Genomic DNA, 24,335 nt, shown 5'->3' on the forward strand with positions numbered 1-24,335 from the left:
GGTCGCCTTCCGTCCACGTCATGTCGCGTCATGCCACGTCTGTCCCTGGCGTGTCCGATCCTCGCATGCCCCGGATGCCCGCCCCGCATGCCGGACTTCGCTCCGGCGGGCATGATTCCGAAAAGGATGGAAAGGTGAAAAACCGACATCGCCACCGAGGAGGAGGAATCCCGTGACCCGCTTGGACAGCGTGCGCGCCGCGACAGATTCGGCGAAGGAGAGCGTCCTGCACGCCGCGGACGTGGTGGCGCCGTACGCCGGCACGGCCAAGGACCAGGCCTCGCACTACGCGCACGAGGCGCGCGTGCTGATCGCGCCGAAGGTCTCGAAAGCCGCGCTGATGGCCCGGGAGCAGGCTCGTGCGCAGTACGACTCGTATGTCGCACCGCATGTTCCGCCGCGGGTCGACGCGGCCGCACACCGTGCGGCGGTCAAGACCCGCCGGGCCGCCCGTCAGGCGGCCGACTACACCGTTCCCCGGGTCGAGCAGGCGGTCGCCGCGACCGGGCCGGTCATCGAGGAGGCCGGGGCGCGATCCACCGCCGCCTGGGCCGCGCTGCGCGGTCAGGTGACACCGGAGGAGATCCAGAAGATCGTGAAGAGGCACGAGCGTCGGGCCAGGGCCGGACGCCTCGCCAAGGGCCTTTTGGTCCTGGGCATTCTCGCCGGCGGCGCGTTCGCCGCCTGGAAGTGGTGGGACAGTCAGGCCAATCCCGACTGGCTCGTCGAGCCGCCCGCTCCCACCGAGGTGGACGAGGAGACCGTCCCGCCGTCCGTCGACGACAGTGGCGCTTCCCTCGACCCGGAGGTGGAGGCCAAGAAGACCGAAGCCGAAGCCGCGGCCGAAGCGGCCGAACGCGACAAGCGCGGCTGACCGTTCCTACCGGGGTCCTGCTGGGGCTCTACGTGGTTCTGCCGGGGTGCGTGCCTGGGTCTTGCTGAGGCTCTGCGTGGTGCTGGCAGGTGCTGCCTGGGGCTCCACGAAGTCCGGTGTCCGGTGCGGGGAGACGCGTGTGTCCGTCTTCTCCCCGCGCTACGCCGCCGCGGCGAGCGCCAGCTCGGTCAGCGCGGCCGGCTCGTCGTGCTCGGCCACGGCGGTCACGCCGGCCGCGGAGCGGTTCCGGGCGGCGGGAGAGGAACCGTGGGCCTCGGCGGCGATGCGCTGCTTGATGGTCGGCGGCAGGGAGCGGTCCCCGGCGAGCGGCCACCGATGCGCCCGCTGTGCCGGTACGGAGGCGGGTGCGCGCTCCCCCACGACGGCGGCGGAAGCCACGGCGGACCCGGCGGCCGGCTCCTCCGGCTGCTGGACGGCGGGCTGCTGGGCCGCGGCGGCGGTGCCCGCCAGGCCGACGGAGGCGAGCAGGGCGAAGAGGACGGAGATGAAGGCGGTCCAGAACTGCTTGACCTTGGCGGTGGCCATGGCCCCTCACTTTCGTGACGTTCTCGGATGGTTCATTTCGGTTTGCGCGCTTTACGTACTTTCCTCATGATGTGGATGCGCGCCCGATTTCCCCGGAGCGCCGCCGTCGCTGCGCAGTTCTTCCGATGAACACCACCCGTCCGGCCCAGTGGGCCCCGGACGGACACCGCGTACGCCCGAAAGAGCCGGGCCCTGGTTGAAAGCGGTGGATCTCAGCCGGCCGCCAGGACCTCCACACCGCGCGCCGTGAGCTGTTCGACGACCGCGTGGGCGGGGTCCGCTTCGGTGATCAGTCCGCTGATCTCCTCCCAGGGCAGCACGCGGAACCGGGAGGCCGTGCCGATCTTCTCGGACGAGGCGAGGACGTACGTCTCCGCGGCCCGTGCCGCCAGGGCGCGCTTCATCGCGGCCTCCTCGGCGTCGCCGGTGGTCAGCCCCGCCTCGGGGTGGACGCCGGTGACGCCCAGGAAGCACAGGTCGGCCGAGACGTTCTGCGCGGCCTCCACCGCCGCCGCGCCGCAGGCGACCGCCGAGTGCTTGAAGAGGCGTCCGCCGAGCAGGAAGACCTCGGCCCGCGGATGGTCGAGCAGCGCGACCGCGACGGTAGGGCTGTGGGTGATCACGGTGCAGTCCAGGTCCGGCGCGAGGGCACGGGCCACCGCGAGCGCGGTGGTGCCGCCGTCCAGGATCACCGCGCCGCCCGGCCGGACGAGCGCGGCGGCCACCGCGGCGACCTTCTGCTTCCCGTCCGGGGCGACCGCTTTCCGGGTGTCGTAGTCCGCGAGCGCGGGGGAGACGGGCAGCGCCCCGCCGTACACCCGCTGACAGAGCCCCTCGGCCGCGAGGTCGCGCAGATCGCGCCGGACGCTGTCCTCGGAGATGCCCAGATCGGCGGCGACGTCCTTGGCGACGATCTTGCCCTCGCGGGCGAGAAGGGTCAGCAGGTGGTCGCGTCGTTCGGCAGCCAACATCCGCACTCTCTCCTGTTCTTGCACGTTTCTGCATGTATCGTAGCGCGCCATGACCGACAAGCCGATGCTCATCCTCATCGCCGGGCCCTACCGCTCCGGCACCGCAGGCGACCAGCAGGCCATGGCCGCGAACCTCGCCCGCCTCGAAGAGGCGGCCTGGCCGGTGTTCGCCGCCGGACACCTCCCCGTGATCGGGGAGTGGATCGCCCTGCCCGTCCTGCGCTCGGCCGGCGCCGGCCCCGCCGATCCCCTCGCGGACGAGGTCCTCTACCCGACCGCCGACCGCCTGCTCGCCCACTGCGACGCCGTGCTCCGGCTCCCCGGCGACTCCGCCGGCGCCGACCAGGACGTCGCCACCGCCCGCCGCCGCGGCCTGCCGGTCTTCCACCACGCGGACGAGATCCCGCGCCGCACCCCGCGGGAGACCGCGTGAACCCCCGCCCCGGCACCACCGACAGCCCCGGCAGCCCCGGCAGCCCCGGCACCCCCAACGTCTCCAGCCCCTCTGGCACCCCCGGCGTCGACACCCCCGACCACCGCGGCCGGACCGGCCTCGACCGCGCCGGCCGCGACCTGGACCGCAACCCCGGCGTCGTGGTCCGTGACGTCGAGCTCACCTCGCGGGGCTGGCACGTGCTGCGGCGCACCACCTTCGACTACCGGCGCCGCGACGGACGCTGGGAGACCCAGCAACGCGAGACGTACGACCGGGGCAACGGCGCCGTCGTCCTGCCGTACGACATCGCGCGCGGCGTCGTCCTGCTGACCCGCCAGTTCCGCTACCCGGCCTACGTCAACGACCACCCGGACGGCGTCCTCGTCGAGGCCGCCGCCGGACTGCTCGACGGCGACGACCCGGCCGCCGCCGTCCGCCGCGAGGCCGCCGAGGAACTGGGTGTCACGCTCGGCCCGCTCACCCACGTCCTCGACGCGTATATGAGCCCCGGCTCGGTCACCGAACGCCTGCACTTCTACGCGGCCCCCTACACGGCGGCGGACCGCACCGGGGACGGCGGCGGTCTCGAGGAGGAGGGCGAGGACATCGAGGTGCTGGAGCTGCCCTTCGCCGACGCCCTCGCGATGGTCCGCGACGGCCGCGTCACCGACGGCAAGACCGTCCTGCTCCTGCAGTGGGCCGCTCTGGACGGCCCCTTCGCCCCGCAGACGAAAACACCCCCTCCGACCGCGGTGACGCAGGTCGAAGGGGGTGTACGGGGTGGAGCCTAGGGGAGTCGAACCCCTGACATCTGCCATGCAAAGACAGCGCTCTACCAACTGAGCTAAGGCCCCGGAACGAGAACAGCGTACCGGGTCACCCCCCATGTCCGGCAAAAGGATTGGGACTCCCGGTCGGCAACCACTCTCCGTAAGATGCTGACCGAGGTTCGCAGTGGCGAACCTAAGGGATGGGGAGAAGTGATGGACGCAGCGCAGCAGGAAGCCACGGCTAGAGCCAGAGAGCTTCAGCGCAGTTGGTACGGGGAGCCGTTGGGGGCGCTCTTCCGTCGGCTGATCGACGATCTCGGGCTCAACCAGGCCAGGCTCGCGGCCGTGCTCGGGCTCTCCGCGCCCATGCTGTCCCAGCTGATGAGCGGCCAGCGGGCGAAGATCGGCAACCCCGCCGTCGTCCAGCGTGTCCAGGCCCTCCAGGAGCTCGCCGTCCAGGTCGCCGACGGCAGCGTCAGCGCCGCCGAGGCCGCCGACCGGATGGACGAGGTCAAGAAGTCGCAGGGCGGCTCCGTCCTCACCGGCACCGGTCAGACCACCACCGGCCCGGGCGCGCCGACCGTCCGCCGGGTGGTCCGCGAGATCCAGTCGCTGCTGCGCTCCGTAGCCGCGGCCGGCGACATCATCGACGCCGCCGACTCCCTCGCCCCGGCCCACCCGGAGCTGGCAGAGTTCCTCCGGGTGTACGGCGCGGGGCGCACGGCGGACGCGGTCGCCCACTACGAGTCGCACCAGAACTGACGCGGGCGGGCAGCCGGCCGGCACCGCCGAGAGACGAAGCAAACGGGGAGCGGGCGCAGCACGATGGGTGAGGTCTTCGCCGGGCGGTACGAGCTGGTCGACCCGATCGGACGGGGCGGGGCGGGCGCCGTGTGGCGCGCCTGGGACCACCGCCGCCGGCGCTATGTGGCGGCCAAGGTGCTTCTGCAGAGCGACGCCCACACGCTGCTCCGCTTCGTCCGCGAGCAGGCGATGCGGATCGACCATCCGCACGTCCTCGCCCCGGCCAGCTGGGCCGCCGACGACGACAAGGTCCTCTTCACCATGGACCTCGTCGCCGGCGGCTCCCTGGCCCATGTGATCGGCGACTACGGCCCGCTGCCGCCCCGCTTCGTCTGCGTCCTGCTCGACCAGCTGCTCTCCGGCCTCGCCACGGTGCACGCCGAGGGGGTCGTCCACCGGGACATCAAGCCCGCGAACATCCTCATGGACGTCACCGGCACGGGCCGGCCGCACCTGCGGCTCTCCGACTTCGGCATCTCCATGCGGAAGGGCGAGCCGCGCCTCACCGAGACCGACTACGTCGTGGGGACGCCCGGCTATTTCGCCCCCGAGCAACTCCTCGGCGCCGAGCCGGACTTCACCGCCGACCTGTTCGCCGTCGGCCTGGTCGCGCTCTATCTCCTCCAGGGCCGCAAGCCGGACTCGCAGGCCCTGGTCACCCACTTCGTCGAGTACGGCACCCCCAGCGCCCCCGAGGGCGTCCCGGAGCCCCTGTGGCAGGTGCTCGCGGGGCTGCTCCAGCCCGATCCGCAGGCCCGTTTCCGTACGGCCACGGGGGCGCGGAAGGCGCTGAGCGCGGCCGTCGAGATGCTGCCCGAGCCGGGCGCCGACGAGGAGCGTGAGGAACGGGTCGAGATCTTCGACCAGCTCGGCCCCCTGCCGACGGGCTTCGGCCCGGAGGGCCCCACGACCGCCACGTCCGCAGCAGCGGCCCCGGCCGCCACGTCCACCACGGCGGCCACCACCCCGCCGCCCCCGGCACCCCCCACGGACCTGCCGGGAACCACCGCCCCTGCGACCGGATCCACCGCCCCGACAGGCACCACGCCTCCCACGGCCCCCCTCCCCGCCCCGGCCCACCCGCCGATGCCCAGCCCCTCCGAGACGGGCAGCTTCCACCTGCCCCCGCCGGTCGCGCACCCGAACCCCGCCTTCGCGCAGACGCCCACCGTGGGAACCCCGTACGGACAGACCCCCGTTCACCCCTACGCCGCGCCGCCCGCGCCCTTCCCGGCGTACACCCCGCCCGCGCACCCGTCCCCGCAGGCCTCGTACGGCCCGTACGCCCCACACGCGCCACAGACCCCACAGGCCCCGCAGACCGCCCCCGTACGGCGACCGGGACCGCCCCCGAAGGTGACGGTCCCGGTGCTGCTGCTCGCGCTGGTCTGCTTCGCGGTCGGCTTCTGGGCCCTCTCCCAGACCTGAGCCGGGCCCGCGACAGGGACGCGGCTCCAGGGCGCCGCCTAGACCGCCCTCCGGCGCGCCGCCAGCGTCCATCCGCCGAGCCCGAGGAGCAGGGCCGTACCGCCGCCGATCCCGGCCACCGCGACCACCCGCATCGTGTCGCTCCGCTCCGCCGCCCGCTCCCCGCCGGCGCCGTTCGCCGCCGCCTCCTTGTCGTCGGCGGTCACGGCGAACTGCCCGGGGTCACCGTCGTAGCCGGGGCCGGGCTTCGCGGTCCCCCGTACGGAGACCCGCAGGGTCAGCGGCACCGTCCCGTCCCCGTACTCCTTGGCGATCGCCGGGCTGAGGGTGGCCGAGAGGTAGTACCAGCCGGCGAACCGCATACCGCTGGTGCCCTCGTCGTACGAGCCGCGGTTCTCGTGCGCCACCGGCCGCTGTGCGTCGAGGACCAGCGTCGACTGCTTCCCGTCGTAGCTGGCGGTCTTCTCGTCGACGTGTCCGAGCGCCGGGTTCTCCAGGGAGAGCACCAGGGCGTTGCCGATGTACTCGTCCCCGGCGGCGCTGCTGCCGAGTTCGGCGCTGGCGAAGAGCTGCTGCCCCCAGTCGACGGGCACCCGGTAGAAGAGCGTCTGCCCGGGCCGGATGTCGGACCGCCACTCGCCCTGCGTCAGCGAGGTGGCGTCGTGCACGCCGGCGCCGCCCTGGCGCGGCTTCGGGCCGCCGGCCGGGGGCCCGGGGGTGGCGGAGGGCCACACCTCCGGCAGCTCGGTCGGCCCGGCCTTCTTCAGGCCCGGCTCGGTGGTGTAGCGGATCTCCAGCTCCCAGTCGTCGGGGCTGGAGGTCGCCTTCGACTGCCGCTCGACGAGCACGTAGTACGCGCCCGCGTTCTGGCAGGTGGAGCTGTCGGCGTCGGCGATGCGCCGGGCGTACGCGGCGAGCGGCCGGGTGTACTCGGCCGAGGTGAAGTTCGTCCGCTGGTAGCCGCACTCGGTGCCCGAGCCGTCCTGCAGGCTGATCTTGACGCCGTCGCCGTACTCGACCCTGCCGCCGGTCTTCGGGACGGCGACCACGGAGACGTACGCGTTCCGCTTGTCGTCGAGGTCGACGCGGTAGTAGACCTTGCCGTCCTTCTTGAGCGTGTCGCGGTAGGTCTGACCGGTCTTCAGCTGCGCGGCGTCGGAGCTGGAGGCGGCTCCCGCGACCCGCTGCGCGCCGCTGTCGAAGGCGTACGGAGGAAGGGGAGCCGCCTCGGCCCGGAGCGGGGTCCCTGCGGCCCGGAGAGGGCTTCCCTCGGCCCGGAGAGGGGTTCCCGCCGCCCACGTCGGCCCCGTGCCGGCCGCCGCCCACACCGGCCCCGGCAGCGCCACCACCGCTCCCACCGCCGTGACTGCCGTGATCAGGGCCCCCGCCCTCCGGCCGAGGCCGGGCTGCGTCCTCACGCGCTTCTCCCCTTCACTTCACTTAAGCAAGTCGACAATTTGCTCAGGCAAAGCAAAGCCCCGGCCCGCTCACGCGCGGCCGGGGCTTCACCCACAGACGTTCTTCGTCTCACACACCCGAACCTGCGGGCACGGAGTCGGTCGCCTCCGTCCACAGATCCTGCTCGGCGCGATCCGCCTGGATCTGGCGGTACACGAGGAGCCCGCCGATGGCGGCCAGTGCGACCAGGAGAAGCTTCTTCACCGCGCGACCTCGTCTTTCGTTGACGTAGGAGACTTCTGACGCCCACTCTACACATCGACCGATACCGATCGGTGACCTGTACGGGGTTCAAACCTCCGGCCGTCCCCGAACAAACGAAACGACCCGGACGGAGGAACCGTCCGGGTCGATCGACACTGTGGGGCTAACAGGATTTGAACCTGTGGCCTCATCCTTATCAGGGATGCGCTCTAACCAACTGAGCTATAGCCCCGCCGCGCTCTGCGGAGTGTGTCCCGCGCGCTGACTCCTGAAGATTAGCGCACGTGGGGGCCAGTCCCAAAATCGGTTCTCGTCCGGCCCCCCACGCAGGTCACCCGCAGGTCACCCGACCGTCATTCGTCCTCGGCGAGCGTGAGTTCCACACCGCCGACGAAGCCGGCCGACAGGTTGTAGATGAACGCGCCCAGCGTCGCCAGCGCGGTCATCAGGACCACGTCGATCACGGCGATCACCGAGGTGAACATCAGCACCCGCGGCAGCGACAGGAACGACTGCAGATCGAAGCCGTTGGACTCGTTCGAGCCCGTGGCCTCGCTGATCGTGCCGCCGACCGTCGAGAAGACGCCCATGGCGTCCATGACCATCCACAGCACCGCCGCAGCGACGATCGTGCAGATGCCCAGTGCGATGGAGAGCAGGAAGCTCACCTTCATCACCGACCATGGATCGGCCTTGGCCACCCGCAGCCGCGCCTTGCGCGTACGGGGCGTCGTGCGTGCCCCCGTACGCGGCCGGCGCACGGCCCCGGTCTGGCCGCCGACCGTACCGCCGCCGGCCGGCGCCGCAGCGCCGTACGCCTGCGGCGGGTGGTACGGACCGCCCGGCTGCTGCGCACCCGCGCGTTCGCCGGGCAGCGGCCCGTTGTAGGTCTCGTACGGGGGCTGCTGCCCCCGAGTGTCCGTCACCGCAACCCCCTGGGAGTCCGTGGCGGGGCCACGGGCGCCGTTCGCTCCAGCACCAGCAGAAGCTCCGGCAGCCGCCGATCCGGCGCCCGTGGCTCCACTCACGCTCTTACTCCTCGTGCTCCCCGGCCGAGGGCTCCGTGCCCTCGACTGCCTCGGTCTCGACCACCACGGTCTCGACCACCGCGTTCCCGGACGCCTCCACGGCGCCCTCGGCGTCGATGACGTCGTCCGCTTCCTCGACGTCGTCCTCGCCACCGGCCTCTGCGTTCCGCGCGATGCCGACGACGGCATCCCGCTTGCCCAGGTTGATCAGCTGGACGCCCATCGTGTCACGGCCGGTCTCCCTGACTTCGTTGACTCGCGTACGAATCACACCACCGGACAGCGTGATGGCGAGGATCTCGTCCGTCTCCTCGACCACCAGCGCGCCCACGAGCGAGCCGCGGTCCTCCACGATCTTGGCGGCCTTGATACCCAGACCGCCACGACCCTGGACGCGGTACTCGTCGACGGGGGTGCGCTTCGCGTACCCGCCGTCGGTCGCGGTGAAGACGAACGTACCGGGCCGGACGACATTCATCGAGAGCAGCTCGTCGTCCTCGCGGAAACTCATCCCCTTGACGCCCGAAGTGGCACGTCCCATCGGACGCAGCGCGTCGTCCGTGGCGGTGAAGCGGATCGACTGCGCCTTCTTGCTGATGAGCAGCAGATCGTCCTCGGCGGAGACCAGTTCGGCGCCGATCAGCTCGTCGGCGACGCCTTCGGCGCCGTTGTCCGTCTCCCGGAGGTTGATCGCGATGACACCACCCGAACGCGGCGAGTCGTAGTCCTTCAGCGCGGTCTTCTTGACCAGACCGGCCTTGGTCGCGAGGACCAGGTACGGCGCGGCCTCGTAGTCGCGGATCGCCAGGATCTGGGCGATCTGCTCGTCCGGCTGGAAGGCCAGCAGGTTCGCGACGTGCTGGCCGCGCGCGTCCCGGCCGGCGTCGGGCAGCTCGTAGGCCTTCACGCGGTAGACCCGGCCCTTGTTCGTGAAGAACAGCAGCCAGTGGTGGGTCGTGGAGACGAAGAAGTGGTCGACGATGTCGTCCTGCTTCAGCTTCGTGCCGCGCACGCCCTTGCCGCCGCGCTTCTGCGAGCGGTAGTCCTCTGTCTTCGTCCGCTTCACGTAGCCACCGCGCGAGATGGTGACGACGATGTCCTCCTCGGCGATCAGGTCCTCGATGGACATGTCACCGTCGAAGGGCACCAGCTTGGAGCGGCGGTCGTCGCCGAACTTCTCGACGAGCGCGGCCAGCTCCTCGCTGACGATCGACCGCTGGCGCTCCGGGGAGGCCAGGATCGCGTTGTACTCGTTGATCTTCGCCTGGAGCTCGTCGTGCTCGGCGACGATCTTCTGGCGCTCCAGGGCGGCGAGCCGGCGGAGCTGCATCTCCAGGATGGCGTTCGCCTGGATCTCGTCGATCGAGAGCAGCTCCATCAGGCCGCCGCGGGCGACCTCGACCGTGTCGCTGCGCCGGATGAGGGCGATGACCTCGTCGATCGCGTCGAGGGCCTTGAGCAGACCGCGCAGGATGTGGGCGCGCTCCTCGGCCTTGCGCAGCCGGAACTTCGTCCGGCGGACGATGACCTCGATCTGGTGCGTCACCCAGTGGCGGATGAACGCGTCGAGCGAGAGGGTGCGCGGCACGCCGTCGACGAGCGCCAGCATGTTCGCGCCGAAGTTCGTCTGCAGGTCGGTGTGCTTGTACAGGTTGTTCAGGACGACCTTGGCGACGGCGTCGCGCTTGAGCACGATGACCAGGCGCTGGCCGGTCCGGGACGAGGTCTCGTCGCGGACGTCGGCGATGCCGCCGATCTTCCCGTCCTTGACCAGGTCGGCGATCTTCTGCGCGAGGTTGTCGGGGTTGGTCTGGTACGGCAGCTCCGTGACCACCAGGCACTGGCGGTTGTGGATCTCCTCGACCTCGACGACCGCGCGCATCGTGATCGAGCCACGGCCGGTGCGGTAGGCCTCCTCGATGCCCTTGCGGCCGACGACGAGCGCGCCGGTCGGGAAGTCGGGGCCCTTGATCCGCTCGATGAGCGCGTCGAGCAGCTCCTCGTGGCTGGCCTCGGGGTGCTCCAGGGCCCACTGGGCGCCTGCCGCGACCTCGCGGAGGTTGTGCGGCGGGATGTTGGTGGCCATACCGACGGCGATGCCGGCGGAGCCGTTGATCAGCAGGTTCGGGAACCGGGCCGGCAGGACCGTCGGCTCCTGGTTGCGGCCGTCGTAGTTGTCCTGGAAGTCGACGGTCTCCTCGTCGATGTCCCGGAGCATCTCCATCGACAGCGTCATGAGCTTGCACTCGGTGTACCGCATGGCGGCGGCCGGGTCGTTGCCAGGGGAACCGAAGTTGCCGTTGGAGTCGACGAGCGGCATGCGCATCGACCAGGGCTGGGCGAGGCGGACGAGCGCGTCGTAGATCGAGGAGTCGCCGTGCGGGTGGTACGTACCCATGACGTCACCGACGACACGGGCGCACTTGTAGAAGCCCTTCTCGGGCCGGTAGCCGCCGTCGTACATCGCGTACAGCACGCGGCGGTGCACGGGCTTGAGACCGTCCCGTACGTCGGGCAGCGCGCGGGAGACGATGACGGACATCGCGTAGTCGAGGTACGAGCGCTGCATCTCGGTCTCGAGCCCGACGGGCTCGATGCGCAGGACGGGCTCTTCTTCGGTGGTCCCGGTCGGGGTGTTTTCGTCGGCCATTGCTGGTCGTCAGTCCTTTCGTACGGTCAGCTGAGACCGACTCAGATGTCGAGGAAGCGAACGTCCTTGGCGTTCCGCTGGATGAACGAGCGGCGTGCCTCGACGTCCTCGCCCATCAGCACCGAGAACAGGTCGTCGGCCTGCGCGGCGTCGTCCAGGGTGACCTGGCCCAGCACGCGGTGCTCGATGTCCATGGTGGTGACGCGCAGCTCCTCGGCGTTCATCTCGCCGAGACCCTTGAAGCGCTGGATCGAGTCTTCCCTGATCCGCTTGCCGTTCTGCTTGCCCAGCTCGACGAGCGCGTCCCGCTCCCGGTCCGAGTACGCGTACTCGAAGTCGTCCCGGCCCCACTTGATCTTGTAGAGCGGCGGGCGGGAGAGGTAGACGTGACCGGCCTCGACCAGCGGGCGCATGAAGCGGAAGAGGAAGGTGAGCAGCAGGGTGTTGATGTGCTGACCGTCGACGTCGGCGTCCGCCATCAAGATGATCTTGTGATAGCGGAGCTTCTCGATGTCGAAGTCCTCGTGCACACCGGTGCCGAAGGCCGAGATCAGGGCCTGGACCTCGGTGTTCTGGAGGATCTTGTCGATCCGGGCCTTCTCGACGTTCAGGATCTTGCCGCGGATGGGCAGGATGGCCTGGTACATCGGGTTGCGGCCGGACTTGGCCGAGCCACCGGCGGAGTCACCCTCGACGATGAAGATCTCGCACTTGGCGGGGTCGTTCGACTGGCAGTCCGAGAGCTTGCCCGGCAGCGAGGCCGACTCCAGGAGGCCCTTGCGGCGGGTCAGGTCGCGCGCCTTGCGCGCGGCCACGCGCGCGGTGGCGGCCTGGATGCCCTTGCGGATGATGTCCGCGGCCTCGTTCGGGTTGCGGTCGAACCAGTCCGTCAGGTGCTCGTGGACGACCTTCTGCACGAAGGTCTTCGCCTCGGTGTTGCCGAGCTTCGTCTTGGTCTGGCCCTCGAACTGCGGCTCGCCGAGCTTGATCGAGATGATCGCGGTCAGACCCTCGCGGATGTCGTCGCCCGTGAGGTTGTCGTCCTTCTCGCGGAGCAGCTTCTTGTCGCGCGCGTACTTGTTGACCAGCGTGGTCAGCGCGGCGCGGAAGCCCTCCTCGTGGGTACCGCCCTCATGCGTGTGGATCGTGTTCGCGAAGGAGTACACGCCCTCGCTGTACGAGGAGTTCCACTGCATCGCGATCTCGACCGAGAGCAGACGCTCCTTGTCCTCGGCCTCGATGTCGATGATGGTCGGGTTGACCAGCTCGCCCTTGCGCGAGTTGAGGTACTTCACGAAGTCGACGATGCCGCCCTCGTAGTGGTACTTCACCGTGCGCGCGGTCGGCTCGGCGGCCGCCTCGGCGTCCGGGTCGTCGGCGCCGACGGTCGCCTTCGCGGACTCGCGCTCGTCGGTGAGCTCGATGGTCAGGCCCTTGTTGAGGAAGGCCATCTCCTGGAAGCGCCGCGAGAGCGTCTCGAAGGAGTACTCGGTGGTCTCGAAGATGTCCGGGTCGGACCAGAACGTGACCGAGGTGCCGGTCTCGTCGGTCGCCTCGTGCTGGGCGAGGGGCGCGGTCGGGACGCCCATCTTGTAGTCCTGCGTCCAGCGGTAGCCGTCCGTCCGGATCTCGACGGAGACCTTGGTGGACAGGGCGTTCACGACGGAGACGCCGACGCCGTGCAGACCGCCGGAGACGGCGTAGCCGCCGCCGCCGAACTTGCCGCCCGCGTGCAGCACGGTGAGCACGACCTCGACGGCCGGCTTGCCCTCGGAGGCCACGATGCCCACCGGGATGCCGCGGCCGTTGTCGACGACGCGGACGCCGCCGTCGGGGAGGATCGTCACGTCGATGGTGTCGGCATGGCCGGCCAGGGCTTCGTCGACCGAGTTGTCGACGACCTCCTGCACCATGTGGTGCAGGCCGCGCTCACCGGTCGAGCCGATGTACATGCCAGGGCGCTTGCGCACGGCATCCAGGCCTTCGAGGACCTGGATGTTGCTGGCGGTGTACTGGTTGTTCTCGTTGGGGTCGCCGGAATCGGCCACGAAGCGCCCTTTCTGGCACAGCACAGGCCGTTCTCCGGGCATACGGGAGCGGCTGCGTCGTTCGACATGTTCCGCAGGGTGGCGGGATTGTCTTCCAGTCTACCGGTAGCGCCGACAGTCATGGGGGTTTGCCGGTCCCTGAGTCCGCATGTGCCGCCCTGAGCGGGAGCAAGACGACTCCCCATATCCGGACAGGGTCTCCAGAGCCCCCTGACGGCCACCCAGCGCTTCGAGTCGTAGCGCGTTGTGGCAGCGCCGCCGCCGCGTTGCGGCCGGACTCGCCGCGACGCTGTGGGCAGCGCCGCCGCCACGTCGTGGGCAATCGTTCCGCGGGGCGTGGGGGTCCCCCGGCCGGAGTCTGGGGGAGGGTGGGCACGACACCACCTGCGCAGTGCCCTCTGCTTGGACCCGCACCCACAGGACCCGCTCCGAACGCCGGCGCCCTACCCGTACGTGTCCCCGGGCCCCACAGACCCCGGCGCCCGCAGCGGCCCATACCCCCGCCGCGGCGCCCCCGGACCCAACACCTTGATGACCCGCACGGTCCCGTGCCCAAGATCCTCGTTCAGCCGCGCGACCAGCCGCGGCGCGAGCAGCCGCAGCTGCGTCGCCCACGCCGTCGAGTCGCACTGAACCGTCAGTACCCGCGTATCCGGCTCGTCGTCGAACTTCACCGGCACGCAGTGCTTGGCCAGGTCCTCCCCGACGATCTGCGGCCACCGGCCCATCACCCCGCCGACGGCGGCCGGCGTCTCCCAGCCCCGCTCGGTGATCAGCCGGTTGATCGCCGCGCCGAGCGCCATGGGGTCGCGCCCGTCGGCGCGCGCGCCGGAGCGCAGGCCCCCTCCGCGCCGGGCCTGCTTCTTCTGCTGGGCGGCGGCCCCCTTGGCCTTGGCCTGTTCCTTGGCGGCGCGCAGCGCGACCCGCGCGAGATCGACCCCGGAGGGTTCGGGCACCGCGGCCTTTTCCACAGGCTGGGGACGGCTCTCCTCGCTCATACCCGCTCCACCGTCCCTCCGGCCACGACGTACCGCGTCCCCGCGAGGACCTCCGGCACGTCGTCGTCCACCGCGGCCGTGACCAGGACCTGCTCCCCGCCGGCCACCAGCTCCGCGAGCCGCTCGCGCCGCCGGGCGTCCAGCTCGGCGAAGACGTCGTCGAGGACGAGGACGGGCTCGTTGCCCTCGGACCGCAGCAGGTCGTACGAGGCGAGCCGCAGCGCCAGCGCGTACGACCAGGACTCGCCGTGGCTCGCGTACCCCTTGGCCGGCAGGTCGCCGAGCTTCAGCAGCAGCTCGTCGCGGTGCGGTCCGACGAGCGTGACACCCCGCTCGATCTCCTGTTTCCGCACCTCGGCGAGCGCGGCGAGCAGCTGTTCGGACAGCTCCTCGCGGGTGTGCCCGGCGCCGGGAGCGGAGGGCCGGTACTCCAGCAGAATCGGTCCGCCACCGGGCGCGAGCTGCTCGTACGCCTTGTCCGCGAGCGGCTGCAGTACGGAGATCAGGTCGAGCCGCTGGGCGAGCAGCTCGGCCCCGGCGTGGGCCAGGTGCTGGTCCCAGACGTCGAGGGTGGAGAGGTCCAGGCCGCGACCGCCGTGCCGCCGGGCCATCGCGGCCGACTTCAGGAGCGTGTTGCGTTGCTTGAGCACGCGCTCGTAGTCGGAGCGCACGCCCGCCATGCGCGGCGTGCGCGCCGTGATCAGCTCGTCGAGGAAGCGCCGGCGCTCGCCGGGGTCGCCCTTCACCAGGGCGAGGTCCTCGGGCGCGAACAGCACCGTCCGTACGATTCCCAGGACGTCACGCGGTCTGACCTGCGAGGACCTGTTGATACGGGCACGGTTGGCCCGGCCGGGATTGAGTTCCAGCTCGATCAGCTGGGAGCGCTCGCCCTGGGTGACGGCGGCGCGCACGACCGCGCGCTCCGCCCCCATCCGGACGAGCGGGGCGTCGGAGGCGACCCGGTGGCTGGAGAGGGTCGCGAGATAGCCGACCGCCTCGACCAGATTGGTCTTGCCCTGGCCGTTGGCGCCCACGAAAGCCGTGACGCCCGGGTCGAGCGGGACCTCGACCCGGGCGTACGAACGGAAGTCGGCCAGCGAGAGATGCGTGACGTGCATGGTGGTGCGCCGACCTTCTTCCCCCGGCTGCTGTGCACCGCTGGGCACACAGCCTGTGGATTACTTCTTCGTCTCGACCGCGTGGCCACCGAACTGGTTGCGCAGCGCGGCGATCATCTTCATCTGCGGGGAGTCGTCCTGCCGCGAGGCGAACCGCGCGAACAGCGACGCGGTGATCGCCGGCAGCGGTACGGCGTTGTCGATGGCGGCCTCGACGGTCCATCGGCCCTCGCCGGAGTCCGAGGCGTAGCCGCGGAGCTTGTCCAGGTGCTCGTCCTCGTCCAGCGCGTTCACCGCGAGGTCGAGCAGCCAGGAACGGATGACCGTACCCTCCTGCCAGGAGCGGAAGACCTCGCGCACATCGGTGACGGAGTCGACCTTCTCCAGGAGCTCCCAGCCCTCGGCGTAGGCCTGCATCATCGCGTACTCGATGCCGTTGTGGACCATCTTCGCGAAGTGGCCGGCGCCGACCTTGCCCGCGTGGACCGAGCCGAACTCGCCCTCGGGCTTGAGCGCGTCGAAGATCGGCTGGACCTTCGCCACGTCCTCGGCGGAGCCGCCGTACATCAGCGCGTAGCCGTTCTCCAGGCCCCAGACGCCGCCGGAGACGCCGCAGTCGACGAAGCCGATGCCCTTGGCCGCCAGCTCCTCGGCGTGCTTCTCGTCGTCCGTCCAGCGCGAGTTGCCGCCGTCCACGACGATGTCGCCGGGGGAGAGCAGCTCGGCCAGCTCGTCGATGGTGGACTGGGTCGCGGCACCGGCCGGGACCATCACCCACACGACGCGGGGCCCCTTGAGCTTGCCCACAAGCTCTTCGAGGCTGTGGACATCGGCGAGGTCCGGATTGCGGTCGTATCCGATGACGGTGTGGCCTGCGCGGCGGATGCGCTCGCGCATGTTGCCGCCCATCTTGCCGAGACCGACGAGACCGAGCTCCATCAGAGATTCCTTAAGCGTCGTGTGCGGTTTACCCGGGTCCGAGCCTACGCCGGGACCCGGGTGCACACCTGTGGGGTCAGCCGCTCAGGCGACGCCGCAGAAGAGCCGGATCAACCGGACAGCCGCACCGGCATGATCAGGTACTTGTAGGCCTCGTCCGCCTCGGCGTCCAGCGCGGGCTTGCCGCTCAGCAGCGCCGGCTTGGTAGAGGTCGTGAAGGAGAGCTGAGCGACCGGGGAGTCGATGGCGCTCAGGCCGTCGAGCAGGAAGGTCGGGTTGAAGGCGATCGAGATGTCGTCGCCCTCCAGCTGCGCGTCGACGCGCTCCACAGCCTGTGCGTCGTCGCTGGAGCCGGCCTCCAGGATCAGCACGCCCTGCTCGAAGCTCAGCCGGACCGGGGTGTTGCGCTCGGCCACCAGGGCCACGCGCTTGACGGCCTCGACGAACGGCGCGGTCTCGATCACCGCGACCGAGTTGAACTCGGTCGGGAAGAGCGTCCGGTACTTCGGCAGGTCGCCCTCGAGGAGGCGGGTGGTGGTGCGGCGGCCCGCGCCCTCGAAGCCGATGAGGCCCTCGCCCTTGCCGGAGCCGGAGAGCGCCAGGGTGACCGTGTCGCCGCTCGTGAGCGCCTTGGCGGTGTCCAGGAGGGTCTTCGCGGGCACCAGGGCGACCGCGGAGGCGTCCGGGGACTCCGGCTTCCACAGGAACTCGCGGACGGCGAAGCGGTAGCGGTCGGTGGAGGCCAGGGTGACGGTGTCGCCCTCGATCTCGATGCGCACACCGGTGAGGACGGGCAGCGTGTCGTCACGGCCGGCGGCGATGGCCACCTGCGCGGCGGCGGAGGCGAAGACCTCACCGGGGACGGTGCCGGTCGCGGTGGGCATCTCCGGCAGCGCCGGGTACTCCTCCACGGGCAGGGTGTGGAGGGTGAAGCGGGAGGAGCCGCAGACCACGGTCGCCCGTACACCGTCTGTGGAGATCTCCACGGGGCGGTTGGGGAGGGCGCGGCAGATGTCGGCGAGCAGTCGGCCGGAGACCAGGACGGTGCCGTCCTCCTCGACCTCGGCCTCGACGGAGACACGGGCCGAGACCTCGTAGTCGAAGCTCGAGAAGCTCAGCGCGCCGTCCTCGGCCTTCAGCAGAAGGCCTGCGAGAACGGGGGCCGGCGGACGGGCCGGGAGGCTGCGGGCCACCCAGGCCACCGCCTCGGCAAGTACGTCGCGCTCCACCCGGATCTTCACCGGAACCGCCTCCTGCTTGTTGCTGGCTCTTCGTCGACTGCGGGAACCAGTCTGACGTACGCCGCCGACACTCGGTGCTGCTCGGGGTCAAGTCGCGACGAGGGCGCGTCGGAGCTCCGGCGCCGAGTTGTGCACAGGCCCCACTTCGAAGCGGATTCCTAGCTAACTCTAAGTGGGAGTAGTAGTAGGGGCTGTGGAAACGGTGGATAACCCCGTTTTCGCAGGTCAGACCCAGTTTTTTGTCCACCGTGCCTGTGGGTGAAACCGGTGGACAACTCGGGGTCTCTGTGGACACCCGAAAGTTCTGCACACCCCATACACAGGCCATGGGGAGTTCTCCCCAGCGCTGTCCCCAGCTTTCCCCACGTTCCCCACAGCCCAAACGTCTCCCTTGGTGTGACCGCTTTCACTCGGCCCGGTGAGAGGGGGTGTTTTGTTGCCGAACAGTGGACAGGGGTGTGGAGAAGCTGTGGGCAACGTACCCGGCCCTGTGGGTTGCCGGTGGACAACCTTCGGCGCCCCCTGTGGACGAAAGTTTCATCCACAGCCTGTGGAAATCTTTTCTCAACAATTCCACAGGGGTCTGACCTGGAGTGATGGCCTGTCAGCAGGCAGGCCTGTGGACACAGTCCGGATAACTCGACAGTCCCCACCCTGTGGACGGGAGATCATCCCCCAATCTGTGGAGAACCCGCCACCGGAACGGCGTAATCGAACACCCGGGGCTGGTCCCCGACGCGCCGACGGCCCCCGGGAACGCCGAAGGGCGCCCCGGGAGGTGTCCCGGAGCGCCCTTCGGGGGTCGCTGAGGCGGTGCTGAGGTGGTGCCGAGGCGATGCCTGGACCGCGCGGGAGCCGTTCTGGAGCGGCGCCCGAGGCGGTGTCGGAGCCGCGCCCGAGGCGCGGTCCGTCAGCCGTTCTTGATGCGGTTGGTGAGTTCGGTGACCTGGTTGTAGATGGAGCGCCGCTCGGCCATCAGCGCGCGGATCTTCCGGTCCGCGTGCATCACCGTCGTATGGTCACGGCCGCCGAACTGCGCGCCGATCTTCGGCAGCGACAGATCCGTCAGCTCGCGGCACAGGTACATGGCGATCTGCCGGGCCGTCACCAGGACGCGGCTGCGCGACGATCCGCAGAGGTCCTCCACCGTCAGACCGAAGTAGTCCGCCGTGGCCGCCATGATCGCCGGTGCCGTGATCTCCGGCGAGGAGTCCTCGCCGCCCGGGATCAGGTCCTTGAGGACGATCTCGGTCAGCCCCAGGTCCACCGGCTGCCGGTTGAGGCTCGCGAAGGCCGTCACCCGGATCAGCGCGCCCTCCAGCTCACGGATGTTCCGCGAGATCCGCGAGGCGATGAACTCCAGGACCTCCGGCGGGGCGTTGAGCTGCTCCTGCACCGCCTTCTTGCGGAGGATCGCGATGCGCGTCTCCAGCTCGGGCGGCTGCACATCGGTGGTGAGACCCCACTCGAAGCGGTTGCGGAGCCGGTCCTCCAGGGTCACCAGCTGCTTGGGCGGCCGGTCCGAGGAGAGCACGATCTGCTTGTTCGCGTTGTGCAGGGTGTTGAAGGTGTGGAAGAACTCCTCCTGCGTCGACTCCTTGCTCGCGAGGAACTGGATGTCGTCGACGAGCAGGATGTCCACATCGCGGTAGCGCTTGCGGAAGGCGTCGCCCTTGCCGTCGCGGATCGAGTTGATGAACTCGTTCGTGAACTCCTCCGAGCTCACGTACCGCACGCGCGTCCCCGGGTAGAGGCTCCGCGCGTAGTGCCCGATCGCGTGCAGCAGGTGGGTCTTGCCGAGGCCCGACTCGCCGTAGATGAAGAGCGGGTTGTACGCCTTCGCCGGCGCCTCCGCGACCGCGACGGCGGCCGCGTGCGCGAAGCGGTTCGAGGAACCGATGACGAAGGTGTCGAAGAGGTACTTGGGGTTCAGCCTCGCGTGCTGCTCGCCGGGCGCGCCGGCACCCTGCCCGCCGGACGAGGAACCGTGACCGCCGCCCGGGCCGGGGACGGGACCGCCCGGCCGGGGACCGGGACGGGCGCCGTGGCTCTGCGGGTCGGGCAGTTCGGCGCGCTCGGGCCGCTGCGGCTCGTAGCCCCGGGGCGGCTCGTCGTAACGCGACTGCCGGGGCTGCTCCGGACCGGTGTACGGGGCCCGCTCCTGGTAGCCGCCGAGTCGCGGCTGCTGCCAGGACAGGTCCTCCTGGGTCCGCGGCCACGCGCCCGGGTCGGGGCGCTGCTGCGAGTAGTCCGGGTAGGCCGGGCGCGCGGTGGGCAGCCCGTCGTCGGGCATCGGCCGGTGCCCGTAGCCGCCGTCGTACTTGTCGTACTGATCGGACTGCCCGCGGTCGTCGTACCGGGACTGCTGGGGCTGCTGCACCGGGGGCGCGGGAGGCGTCGGCTCGCCGACGGAGTCGTCGACGGTGATCGCGATCCGGATCGGGCGGCCGCACTCACGGCTGAGGGTCTCGCTGATCAGCGGGGCGAGCCGGCCCTCGAGGACGCGCTTTCCCCACTCGTTGGGCACGGCGAGCAGCGCGGTGTCGGCGACCAGGGCGAGCGGCTGGCAGCGCTCGATCCACTGCTTGTCCTTGGGCTCGATCCCCTGCTGGCCCTCCGCGAGGAGTTGCTCCAGGACGCGTGGCCACACTGCGGCAAGATCGGCAGGTACGTCAGCCACAGGGCACGCTTTCTCGCAGGTCCCACGATGGTGTGGTTCTCGGGGGACGGTGGGTCGGTGTCCGTGAGGACGGGTCCGTGAGGACAGGAGAGGACAGAAGGGAAAAGAATGGAGTCCGTCCACGGTAGTCGTGGCGGCTGACGTGGTTCAAGTTGTTGTCCACAGCCTGTGCACAATGGGAGGTGGCGACAGGTCGGTTTGACCGGATGGCGTAGCCGCGCGTACCGTGACCAGGTCGAGTTGTCGATGGCTGCTGCCGCCTGCCTCCGATGGGCAAAGATCACGGTTTTGAACGTGTAGCGGTGCACTCGGGCGTATTGCGAGCTACTCGTGGGCGCACGGTGACAGCCAGGCGATGTCCCGCCATCTACGAATCATTTCTGGAGCCCCCGAGTGAGCAAGCGCACCTTCCAGCCGAACAACCGTCGTCGCGCCAAGACCCACGGCTTCCGCCTGCGGATGCGTACGCGTGCCGGCCGAGCCATCCTTGCGAACCGCCGTTCCAAGGGTCGCACTGAGCTGTCCGCCTGATCCGCTTAACAGGTCATGACGTGCTGCCTACCGAGAATCGGCTGAGGCGGCGCGAGGACTTCGCAATCGCAGTACGCCGAGGTCGCCGGGCCGGTCGCCCGCTCCTCGTCGTCCACCTACGCAGCGGTGCAACGGACCCGCACGCGCCTGGGGAGAGCGCTCCCCCGACGCGTGCGGGTTTCGTCGTGAGCAAAGCCGTGGGCGTTGCGGTCGTACGCAACCAGGTGAAGCGTCGCCTGCGCCATCTCGTGCGCGACCGCCTCACCGAGCTGCCCCCCGGTAGCCTGGTGGTCGTACGGGCGTTGCCCGGAGCCGGTGACGCCGACCACGCACAGCTGGCCCGAGACCTGGACGCCGCCCTCCAGCGGCTGCTGGGAGGGGGCGCGCGATGAAGTACCCGCTGCTGGCTCTCATCAAGCTGTACCAGTGGACGATCAGCCCTCTTCTGGGGCCCGTCTGCCGGTACTACCCGTCGTGTTCCCACTACGGATTCACGGCCATCGATCGGCATGGCGCCATCAAGGGCACGGCCCTGACCGCCTGGCGCATCCTGCGGTGCAATCCGTGGTCGCCCGGTGGTGTGGACCATGTCCCCGCGCGCAAGCGCCCCCGCTGGCACGAAATGCTGAGGAACGCGTTGCGTGGCGACAAGGGCGGGTCCACCGCCGAGACGAGCCCGGCCGCAGAGACCTCGCCCCAAGCTCAAGGAGCCTGATTAGTGGAAACGATTGCCAGTCTGTTCAGCTTCATCACCTGGCCCGTTTCCTGGGTCATCGTCCAGTTCCACTCGGTGTACGGGGCGATCTTCGGCCCTGACACGGGTTGGGCCTGGGGCTTGTCCATCGTGTCCCTCGTGGTCCTGATCCGCATCTGTCTGATCCCGCTGTTCGTCAAGCAGATCAAGTCGACGCGGAACATGCAGGCGCTCCAGCCGAAGATGAAGGCGATCCAGGAGCGCTACAAGAGCGACAAGCAGCGTCAGTCCGAAGAGATGATGAAGCTGTACAAGGAGACGGGTACCAACCCGCTCTCCTCGTGCCTTCCCATCCTGGCCCAGTCGCCGTTCTTCTTCGCGCTGTACCACGTGCTCTCCGCGATCGCCTCGGGCAAGGAGATCGGTGTCATCGACGGCCCGCTGCTCGCCAGCGCCCGTCAGGCCCACATCTTCGGCGCTCCGCTCGCCTCGAAGTTCACCGACACCGCCGCCGAGGTCGCGGCCCTCGACGCCTCGCTGACCTCGGTCCGCATCGTCACCGCGATCATGATCGTCATGATGTCGGCCTCGCAGTTCTTCACGCAGCGCCAGCTGATGATGAAGAACGTCGACCTCTCGGTGAAGACCCCGTACATGCAGCAGCAGAAGATGCTCATGTACATCTTCCCGGTGATCTTCGCCGTCATGGGCGTCAACTTCCCCGTCGGTGTCCTCGTCTACTGGCTGACCACCAACGTGTGGACCATGGGCCAGCAGATGTACGTGATCAACCAGAACCCGACCCCGGGCAGCAAGGCCCAGGACTCCTACCTCCAGCGCCTGCTGAAGAGCGTCTCGGAGCACGGTGAGGTCCGCGGTCGCCGCCGGAAGAACGTGGTCAAGGTGATCGTCGCCAAGGGCGGCGACCGCAACGAGAACGAGCGCCGCTTCTTCGTGGGCCTCTCCAAGGCCGGCTTCGCCGCCCAGGCGGACGGCACCGTGGTCAAGAGCGACACCGTCGTGGCCGACGCCGAGGGCGGTGCCGTCGCCAAGCGGCAGCAGCCCAAGCGCCAGACCAAGGCCCAGCGTCAGGCCGCCGCGGCCCAGCACCTGGTCAAGGACACCGAGGAATCCTCCGAGCCGGCCGCCGAAGAGGCGACCACCTCGCTCGAGAAGAAGCCCCAGGGTCAGGACAAGGCCGCCGCCGAGGACGAGCCCAAGGACGAGGCACAGGACAAGCCCGCGCGTCCGAGCCGTGCCAACTCCGGAGGCTCCCGTCAGGGCAAGTCCGGCCAGCGCAAGGGCCAGCAGCGGCCCAAGCACCCGTCCTCCAAGAAGTAAGCCGCCCCGAAGCAAGAAGGAGTCCGTCCGTGACGGAAGGCACCACCTCCGCCGCCGCCGAGGGTGGCGACACCCTGACCCGCCTCGAGCAGGAGGGTGAGATCGCGGCCGACTACCTCGAAGGTCTGCTCGACATCGCCGATCTCGACGGCGACATCGACATGGACGTCGAGGCGGACCGGGCCGCGGTCTCGATCATCAGCGACTCGGCTCGTGAGCTGCAGAAGCTCGTGGGCCGCGACGGTGAGGTCCTGGAGGCGCTCCAGGAGCTGACCCGGCTCGCCGTGCACCGGGAGACCGGTGACCGCAGCCGCCTGATGCTGGACATCGCCGGCTTCCGGGCCAAGAAGCGCACCGAGCTCGCCGAGCTGGGCGCCAAGGCCGCGAACGATGTGAAGACCAGCGGCCAGCCGGTCAAGCTGGACCCGATGACGCCGTTCGAGCGCAAGGTCGTGCATGACGCGATCGCCGCCGCCGGTCTGCGCAGCGAGTCCGAGGGCGAGGAGCCGCAGCGCTTCGTCGTCGTGCTCCCGGCCTGACCCCTCACGTAGTCTCGGCCCCGTCTGTTCGCAGGCGGGGCCGATCTTTGTCAGCCTGATAGTCAGCCACCACAGTGCGCTCGCACACGATGCGTGCGGTACGGAAGGACGGTTCCCGTGACGGAGGAAGCGGCGGAGCTCCCCGAGGCTCCGGAGCAGGCGCGGACAGTCTTCGGTGAGTACTTCCCGGAGGCCGTGCGCTACGCGGAGCTCCTCGCGGACGCGGGTGTGAAGCGCGGCCTGATCGGCCCGCGTGAGGTTCCGCGGCTGTGGGAGCGCCACCTGCTGAACTGCGCCGTTCTCTCGGAGGTCGTCCCCGAGGGCGTCACGGTCTGCGATGTGGGCTCGGGCGCCGGTCTTCCCGGTATCCCGCTGGCTCTGGTCCGGCCCGACCTGAAGATCACGCTCCTGGAGCCGCTCCTTCGCCGGACGAACTTCCTTCAGGAGGTCGTCGAGCTGCTGGGTCTCGACCATGTGACCGTGGTCAGGGGACGCGCCGAGGAGATGCTCGGCAAGATCACGCCCGTGCATGTGGTGACCGCTCGCGCGGTGGCTCCGCTGGACCGGCTGGCCGGCTGGGGTGTTCCCTTGCTGCGTCCGTACGGCGAGATGCTGGCGCTCAAGGGCGACACGGCGGAGGAGGAGATCAACGGTGCCCGCGCCGCGCTCTCCCGGCTCGGCGTGGTGGAGACCTCGGTGCTTCAGGTCGGCGAGGGGATCGTCGATCCGCTCTCCACCGTCGTGCGGGTGGAGGTCGGCGAGAGCCCCGGTGGTGTGCGGTTCGCGGCCAAGCGGGCCAAGGCCGCCCGGACGAGCAAGACCCGTCGGCGCCGCTGAGCGTCGCATACGCACCATTTCGGAGTGTCGAACGGTCCCGGCCGGGCAGCGGGGGCATGGTGTTTCACGTGAAACGTCGCTCACTGCTGCAGGGGATCATCAGCCGCGGTCGCGCGGCAGCCGTGCCCCGGGACCGTAGACCCCGCGTGAAACCACCCGCGAGGGTCATGGAGATGTCCACAGAGGTGGATTCACCCACA

General features: G+C 70.0%; 23 protein-coding genes and 2 tRNA genes. 11 read left to right on the forward strand and 14 right to left on the reverse strand.

Annotated features, from left to right (window positions below):
• Positions 1-172 precede the first annotated feature (172 nt).
• A complete protein-coding gene (locus tag ABT154_RS01630; protein WP_351851481.1) occupies positions 173-874 on the forward strand; it encodes a DUF5324 family protein in 702 nt (233 codons plus the stop codon).
• A 159-nt stretch (positions 875-1,033) separates the two neighbouring features.
• On the opposite strand, the gene ABT154_RS01635 is transcribed toward ABT154_RS01630, so the two are convergent.
• Both ABT154_RS01635 and ABT154_RS01640 read right to left on the reverse strand, forming a co-directional pair.
• Positions 1,034-1,420 carry a DUF6344 domain-containing protein gene (locus tag ABT154_RS01635; RefSeq protein ID WP_351851483.1) on the reverse strand — a complete coding sequence of 129 codons (387 nt, stop codon included), beginning with the start codon at positions 1,418-1,420 and terminating at the stop codon, positions 1,034-1,036.
• Positions 1,421-1,632: 212 nt separating this feature from the next.
• Positions 1,633-2,391 (reverse strand): DeoR/GlpR family DNA-binding transcription regulator, encoded by a 759-nt coding sequence (locus ABT154_RS01640; protein ID WP_351851486.1) that lies wholly within the window; start codon positions 2,389-2,391, stop codon positions 1,633-1,635.
• A gap of 49 nt (positions 2,392-2,440) precedes the next feature.
• Between ABT154_RS01640 and ABT154_RS01645 the strand changes: the two genes are divergently transcribed.
• Positions 2,441-2,824, forward strand: a complete 384-nt coding sequence (locus tag ABT154_RS01645; RefSeq protein WP_351851489.1) for a DUF4406 domain-containing protein — start codon at positions 2,441-2,443, stop codon at positions 2,822-2,824.
• Positions 2,825-2,964: 140 nt separating this feature from the next.
• Complete coding sequence (locus ABT154_RS01650; protein ID WP_351852021.1) at positions 2,965-3,618, forward strand: NUDIX domain-containing protein; 654 nt, start codon at positions 2,965-2,967, stop codon at positions 3,616-3,618.
• On the opposite strand, the gene ABT154_RS01655 is transcribed toward ABT154_RS01650, so the two are convergent.
• Positions 3,609-3,681, reverse strand: a tRNA-Ala gene (locus ABT154_RS01655). The genes ABT154_RS01650 and ABT154_RS01655 overlap by 10 nt on opposite strands.
• 129 nt (positions 3,682-3,810) lie before the next feature.
• On the opposite strand from ABT154_RS01655, the gene ABT154_RS01660 reads away from it, so the two are divergent.
• Both ABT154_RS01660 and ABT154_RS01665 read left to right on the forward strand, forming a co-directional pair.
• Entirely contained in the window at positions 3,811-4,359 is a 549-nt protein-coding gene (locus ABT154_RS01660) for a helix-turn-helix domain-containing protein (protein WP_351851491.1), read from the forward strand.
• A gap of 63 nt (positions 4,360-4,422) precedes the next feature.
• The gene (locus ABT154_RS01665; protein ID WP_351851494.1) at positions 4,423-5,829 is read left to right on the forward strand and encodes a serine/threonine-protein kinase; all 1,407 of its coding nucleotides are present in this window, start codon (positions 4,423-4,425) and stop codon (positions 5,827-5,829) included.
• A gap of 38 nt (positions 5,830-5,867) precedes the next feature.
• Here the strand turns inward: ABT154_RS01665 and ABT154_RS01670 are convergent, their stop codons facing one another.
• From ABT154_RS01670 to dnaA, 11 genes are all read right to left on the reverse strand, one after another.
• Positions 5,868-7,247 carry a hypothetical protein gene (locus ABT154_RS01670; RefSeq protein ID WP_351851496.1) on the reverse strand — a complete coding sequence of 460 codons (1,380 nt, stop codon included), beginning with the start codon at positions 7,245-7,247 and terminating at the stop codon, positions 5,868-5,870.
• Positions 7,248-7,356: 109 nt separating this feature from the next.
• Complete coding sequence (locus ABT154_RS01675) at positions 7,357-7,491, reverse strand: DLW-39 family protein (RefSeq protein WP_003958712.1); 135 nt, start codon at positions 7,489-7,491, stop codon at positions 7,357-7,359.
• Between the two features lie 158 nt (positions 7,492-7,649).
• Positions 7,650-7,723 (reverse strand) — tRNA-Ile (locus tag ABT154_RS01680).
• A gap of 121 nt (positions 7,724-7,844) precedes the next feature.
• Complete coding sequence (locus ABT154_RS01685; protein ID WP_351851499.1) at positions 7,845-8,417, reverse strand: DUF3566 domain-containing protein; 573 nt, start codon at positions 8,415-8,417, stop codon at positions 7,845-7,847.
• 106 nt (positions 8,418-8,523) lie between these two features.
• Positions 8,524-11,169 (reverse strand): DNA gyrase subunit A, encoded by a 2,646-nt coding sequence (gyrA, locus tag ABT154_RS01690; RefSeq protein ID WP_351851501.1) that lies wholly within the window; start codon positions 11,167-11,169, stop codon positions 8,524-8,526.
• A 41-nt stretch (positions 11,170-11,210) separates the two neighbouring features.
• Entirely contained in the window at positions 11,211-13,241 is a 2,031-nt protein-coding gene (gene gyrB, locus ABT154_RS01695; protein ID WP_351851504.1) for a DNA topoisomerase (ATP-hydrolyzing) subunit B, read from the reverse strand.
• A gap of 419 nt (positions 13,242-13,660) precedes the next feature.
• Positions 13,661-14,215 carry a DciA family protein gene (locus tag ABT154_RS01700; protein WP_351851507.1) on the reverse strand — a complete coding sequence of 185 codons (555 nt, stop codon included), beginning with the start codon at positions 14,213-14,215 and terminating at the stop codon, positions 13,661-13,663.
• Entirely contained in the window at positions 14,212-15,333 is a 1,122-nt protein-coding gene (gene recF, locus ABT154_RS01705) for a DNA replication/repair protein RecF (protein ID WP_351851510.1), read from the reverse strand. The genes ABT154_RS01700 and recF overlap by 4 nt, the downstream gene beginning before the upstream one ends.
• 60 nt (positions 15,334-15,393) lie before the next feature.
• Positions 15,394-16,272: a phosphogluconate dehydrogenase (NAD(+)-dependent, decarboxylating) gene (gnd, locus tag ABT154_RS01710; protein ID WP_056565173.1), complete on the reverse strand. Its 879-nt coding sequence runs from the start codon at positions 16,270-16,272 to the stop codon at positions 15,394-15,396.
• 110 nt (positions 16,273-16,382) lie between these two features.
• Positions 16,383-17,513: a DNA polymerase III subunit beta gene (gene dnaN, locus ABT154_RS01715; RefSeq protein ID WP_015034855.1), complete on the reverse strand. Its 1,131-nt coding sequence runs from the start codon at positions 17,511-17,513 to the stop codon at positions 16,383-16,385.
• Between the two features lie 910 nt (positions 17,514-18,423).
• On the reverse strand, positions 18,424-20,193 hold the full coding sequence (gene dnaA / locus ABT154_RS01720) for a chromosomal replication initiator protein DnaA (protein ID WP_351851513.1): 1,770 nt from the start codon (positions 20,191-20,193) through the stop codon (positions 18,424-18,426).
• Positions 20,194-20,586: 393 nt separating this feature from the next.
• Between dnaA and rpmH the strand changes: the two genes are divergently transcribed.
• The 6 genes from rpmH (at position 20,587) to rsmG (ending at position 24,135) form a co-directional block, all read left to right on the forward strand.
• On the forward strand, positions 20,587-20,724 hold the full coding sequence (gene rpmH, locus ABT154_RS01725) for a 50S ribosomal protein L34 (protein ID WP_079045023.1): 138 nt from the start codon (positions 20,587-20,589) through the stop codon (positions 20,722-20,724).
• 20 nt (positions 20,725-20,744) lie between these two features.
• Positions 20,745-21,116 carry a ribonuclease P protein component gene (gene rnpA / locus ABT154_RS01730; RefSeq protein WP_351851515.1) on the forward strand — a complete coding sequence of 124 codons (372 nt, stop codon included), beginning with the start codon at positions 20,745-20,747 and terminating at the stop codon, positions 21,114-21,116.
• Positions 21,113-21,439, forward strand: a complete 327-nt coding sequence (yidD, locus tag ABT154_RS01735; protein WP_351851518.1) for a membrane protein insertion efficiency factor YidD — start codon at positions 21,113-21,115, stop codon at positions 21,437-21,439. The genes rnpA and yidD overlap by 4 nt, the downstream gene beginning before the upstream one ends.
• 3 nt (positions 21,440-21,442) lie before the next feature.
• The gene (gene yidC / locus ABT154_RS01740) at positions 21,443-22,759 is read left to right on the forward strand and encodes a membrane protein insertase YidC (protein WP_351851521.1); all 1,317 of its coding nucleotides are present in this window, start codon (positions 21,443-21,445) and stop codon (positions 22,757-22,759) included.
• Positions 22,760-22,788: 29 nt separating this feature from the next.
• Positions 22,789-23,298: a Jag family protein gene (locus ABT154_RS01745; RefSeq protein WP_351851523.1), complete on the forward strand. Its 510-nt coding sequence runs from the start codon at positions 22,789-22,791 to the stop codon at positions 23,296-23,298.
• 117 nt (positions 23,299-23,415) lie between these two features.
• Positions 23,416-24,135: a 16S rRNA (guanine(527)-N(7))-methyltransferase RsmG gene (gene rsmG, locus ABT154_RS01750; protein WP_056565154.1), complete on the forward strand. Its 720-nt coding sequence runs from the start codon at positions 23,416-23,418 to the stop codon at positions 24,133-24,135.
• The last annotated feature ends 200 nt before the right edge of the window (positions 24,136-24,335 follow it).

The organism is Streptomyces sp. NPDC001728, assembly GCF_040297565.1.
Lineage (GTDB): Bacteria > Actinomycetota > Actinomycetes > Streptomycetales > Streptomycetaceae > Streptomyces.

What these genes read in the sequence shown, in the direction of transcription:
- ABT154_RS01665 (WP_351851494.1), top strand. Translation starts at nt 4,423, where the DNA reads ATGGGTGAGGTCTTCGCCGGGCGGTACGAGCTGGTCGACCCGATCGGA.
- ABT154_RS01660 (WP_351851491.1), top strand. Translation starts at nt 3,811, where the DNA reads ATGGACGCAGCGCAGCAGGAAGCCACGGCTAGAGCCAGAGAGCTTCAG.
- gyrA (WP_351851501.1), bottom strand. Translation starts at nt 11,169, where the DNA reads ATGGCCGACGAAAACACCCCGACCGGGACCACCGAAGAAGAGCCCGTC.
- recF (WP_351851510.1), bottom strand. Translation starts at nt 15,333, where the DNA reads ATGCACGTCACGCATCTCTCGCTGGCCGACTTCCGTTCGTACGCCCGG.
- ABT154_RS01640 (WP_351851486.1), bottom strand. Translation starts at nt 2,391, where the DNA reads ATGTTGGCTGCCGAACGACGCGACCACCTGCTGACCCTTCTCGCCCGC.
- ABT154_RS01635 (WP_351851483.1), bottom strand. Translation starts at nt 1,420, where the DNA reads ATGGCCACCGCCAAGGTCAAGCAGTTCTGGACCGCCTTCATCTCCGTC.
- ABT154_RS01645 (WP_351851489.1), top strand. Translation starts at nt 2,441, where the DNA reads ATGACCGACAAGCCGATGCTCATCCTCATCGCCGGGCCCTACCGCTCC.
- ABT154_RS01700 (WP_351851507.1), bottom strand. Translation starts at nt 14,215, where the DNA reads ATGAGCGAGGAGAGCCGTCCCCAGCCTGTGGAAAAGGCCGCGGTGCCC.
- yidD (WP_351851518.1), top strand. Translation starts at nt 21,113, where the DNA reads ATGAAGTACCCGCTGCTGGCTCTCATCAAGCTGTACCAGTGGACGATC.
- gnd (WP_056565173.1), bottom strand. Translation starts at nt 16,272, where the DNA reads ATGGAGCTCGGTCTCGTCGGTCTCGGCAAGATGGGCGGCAACATGCGC.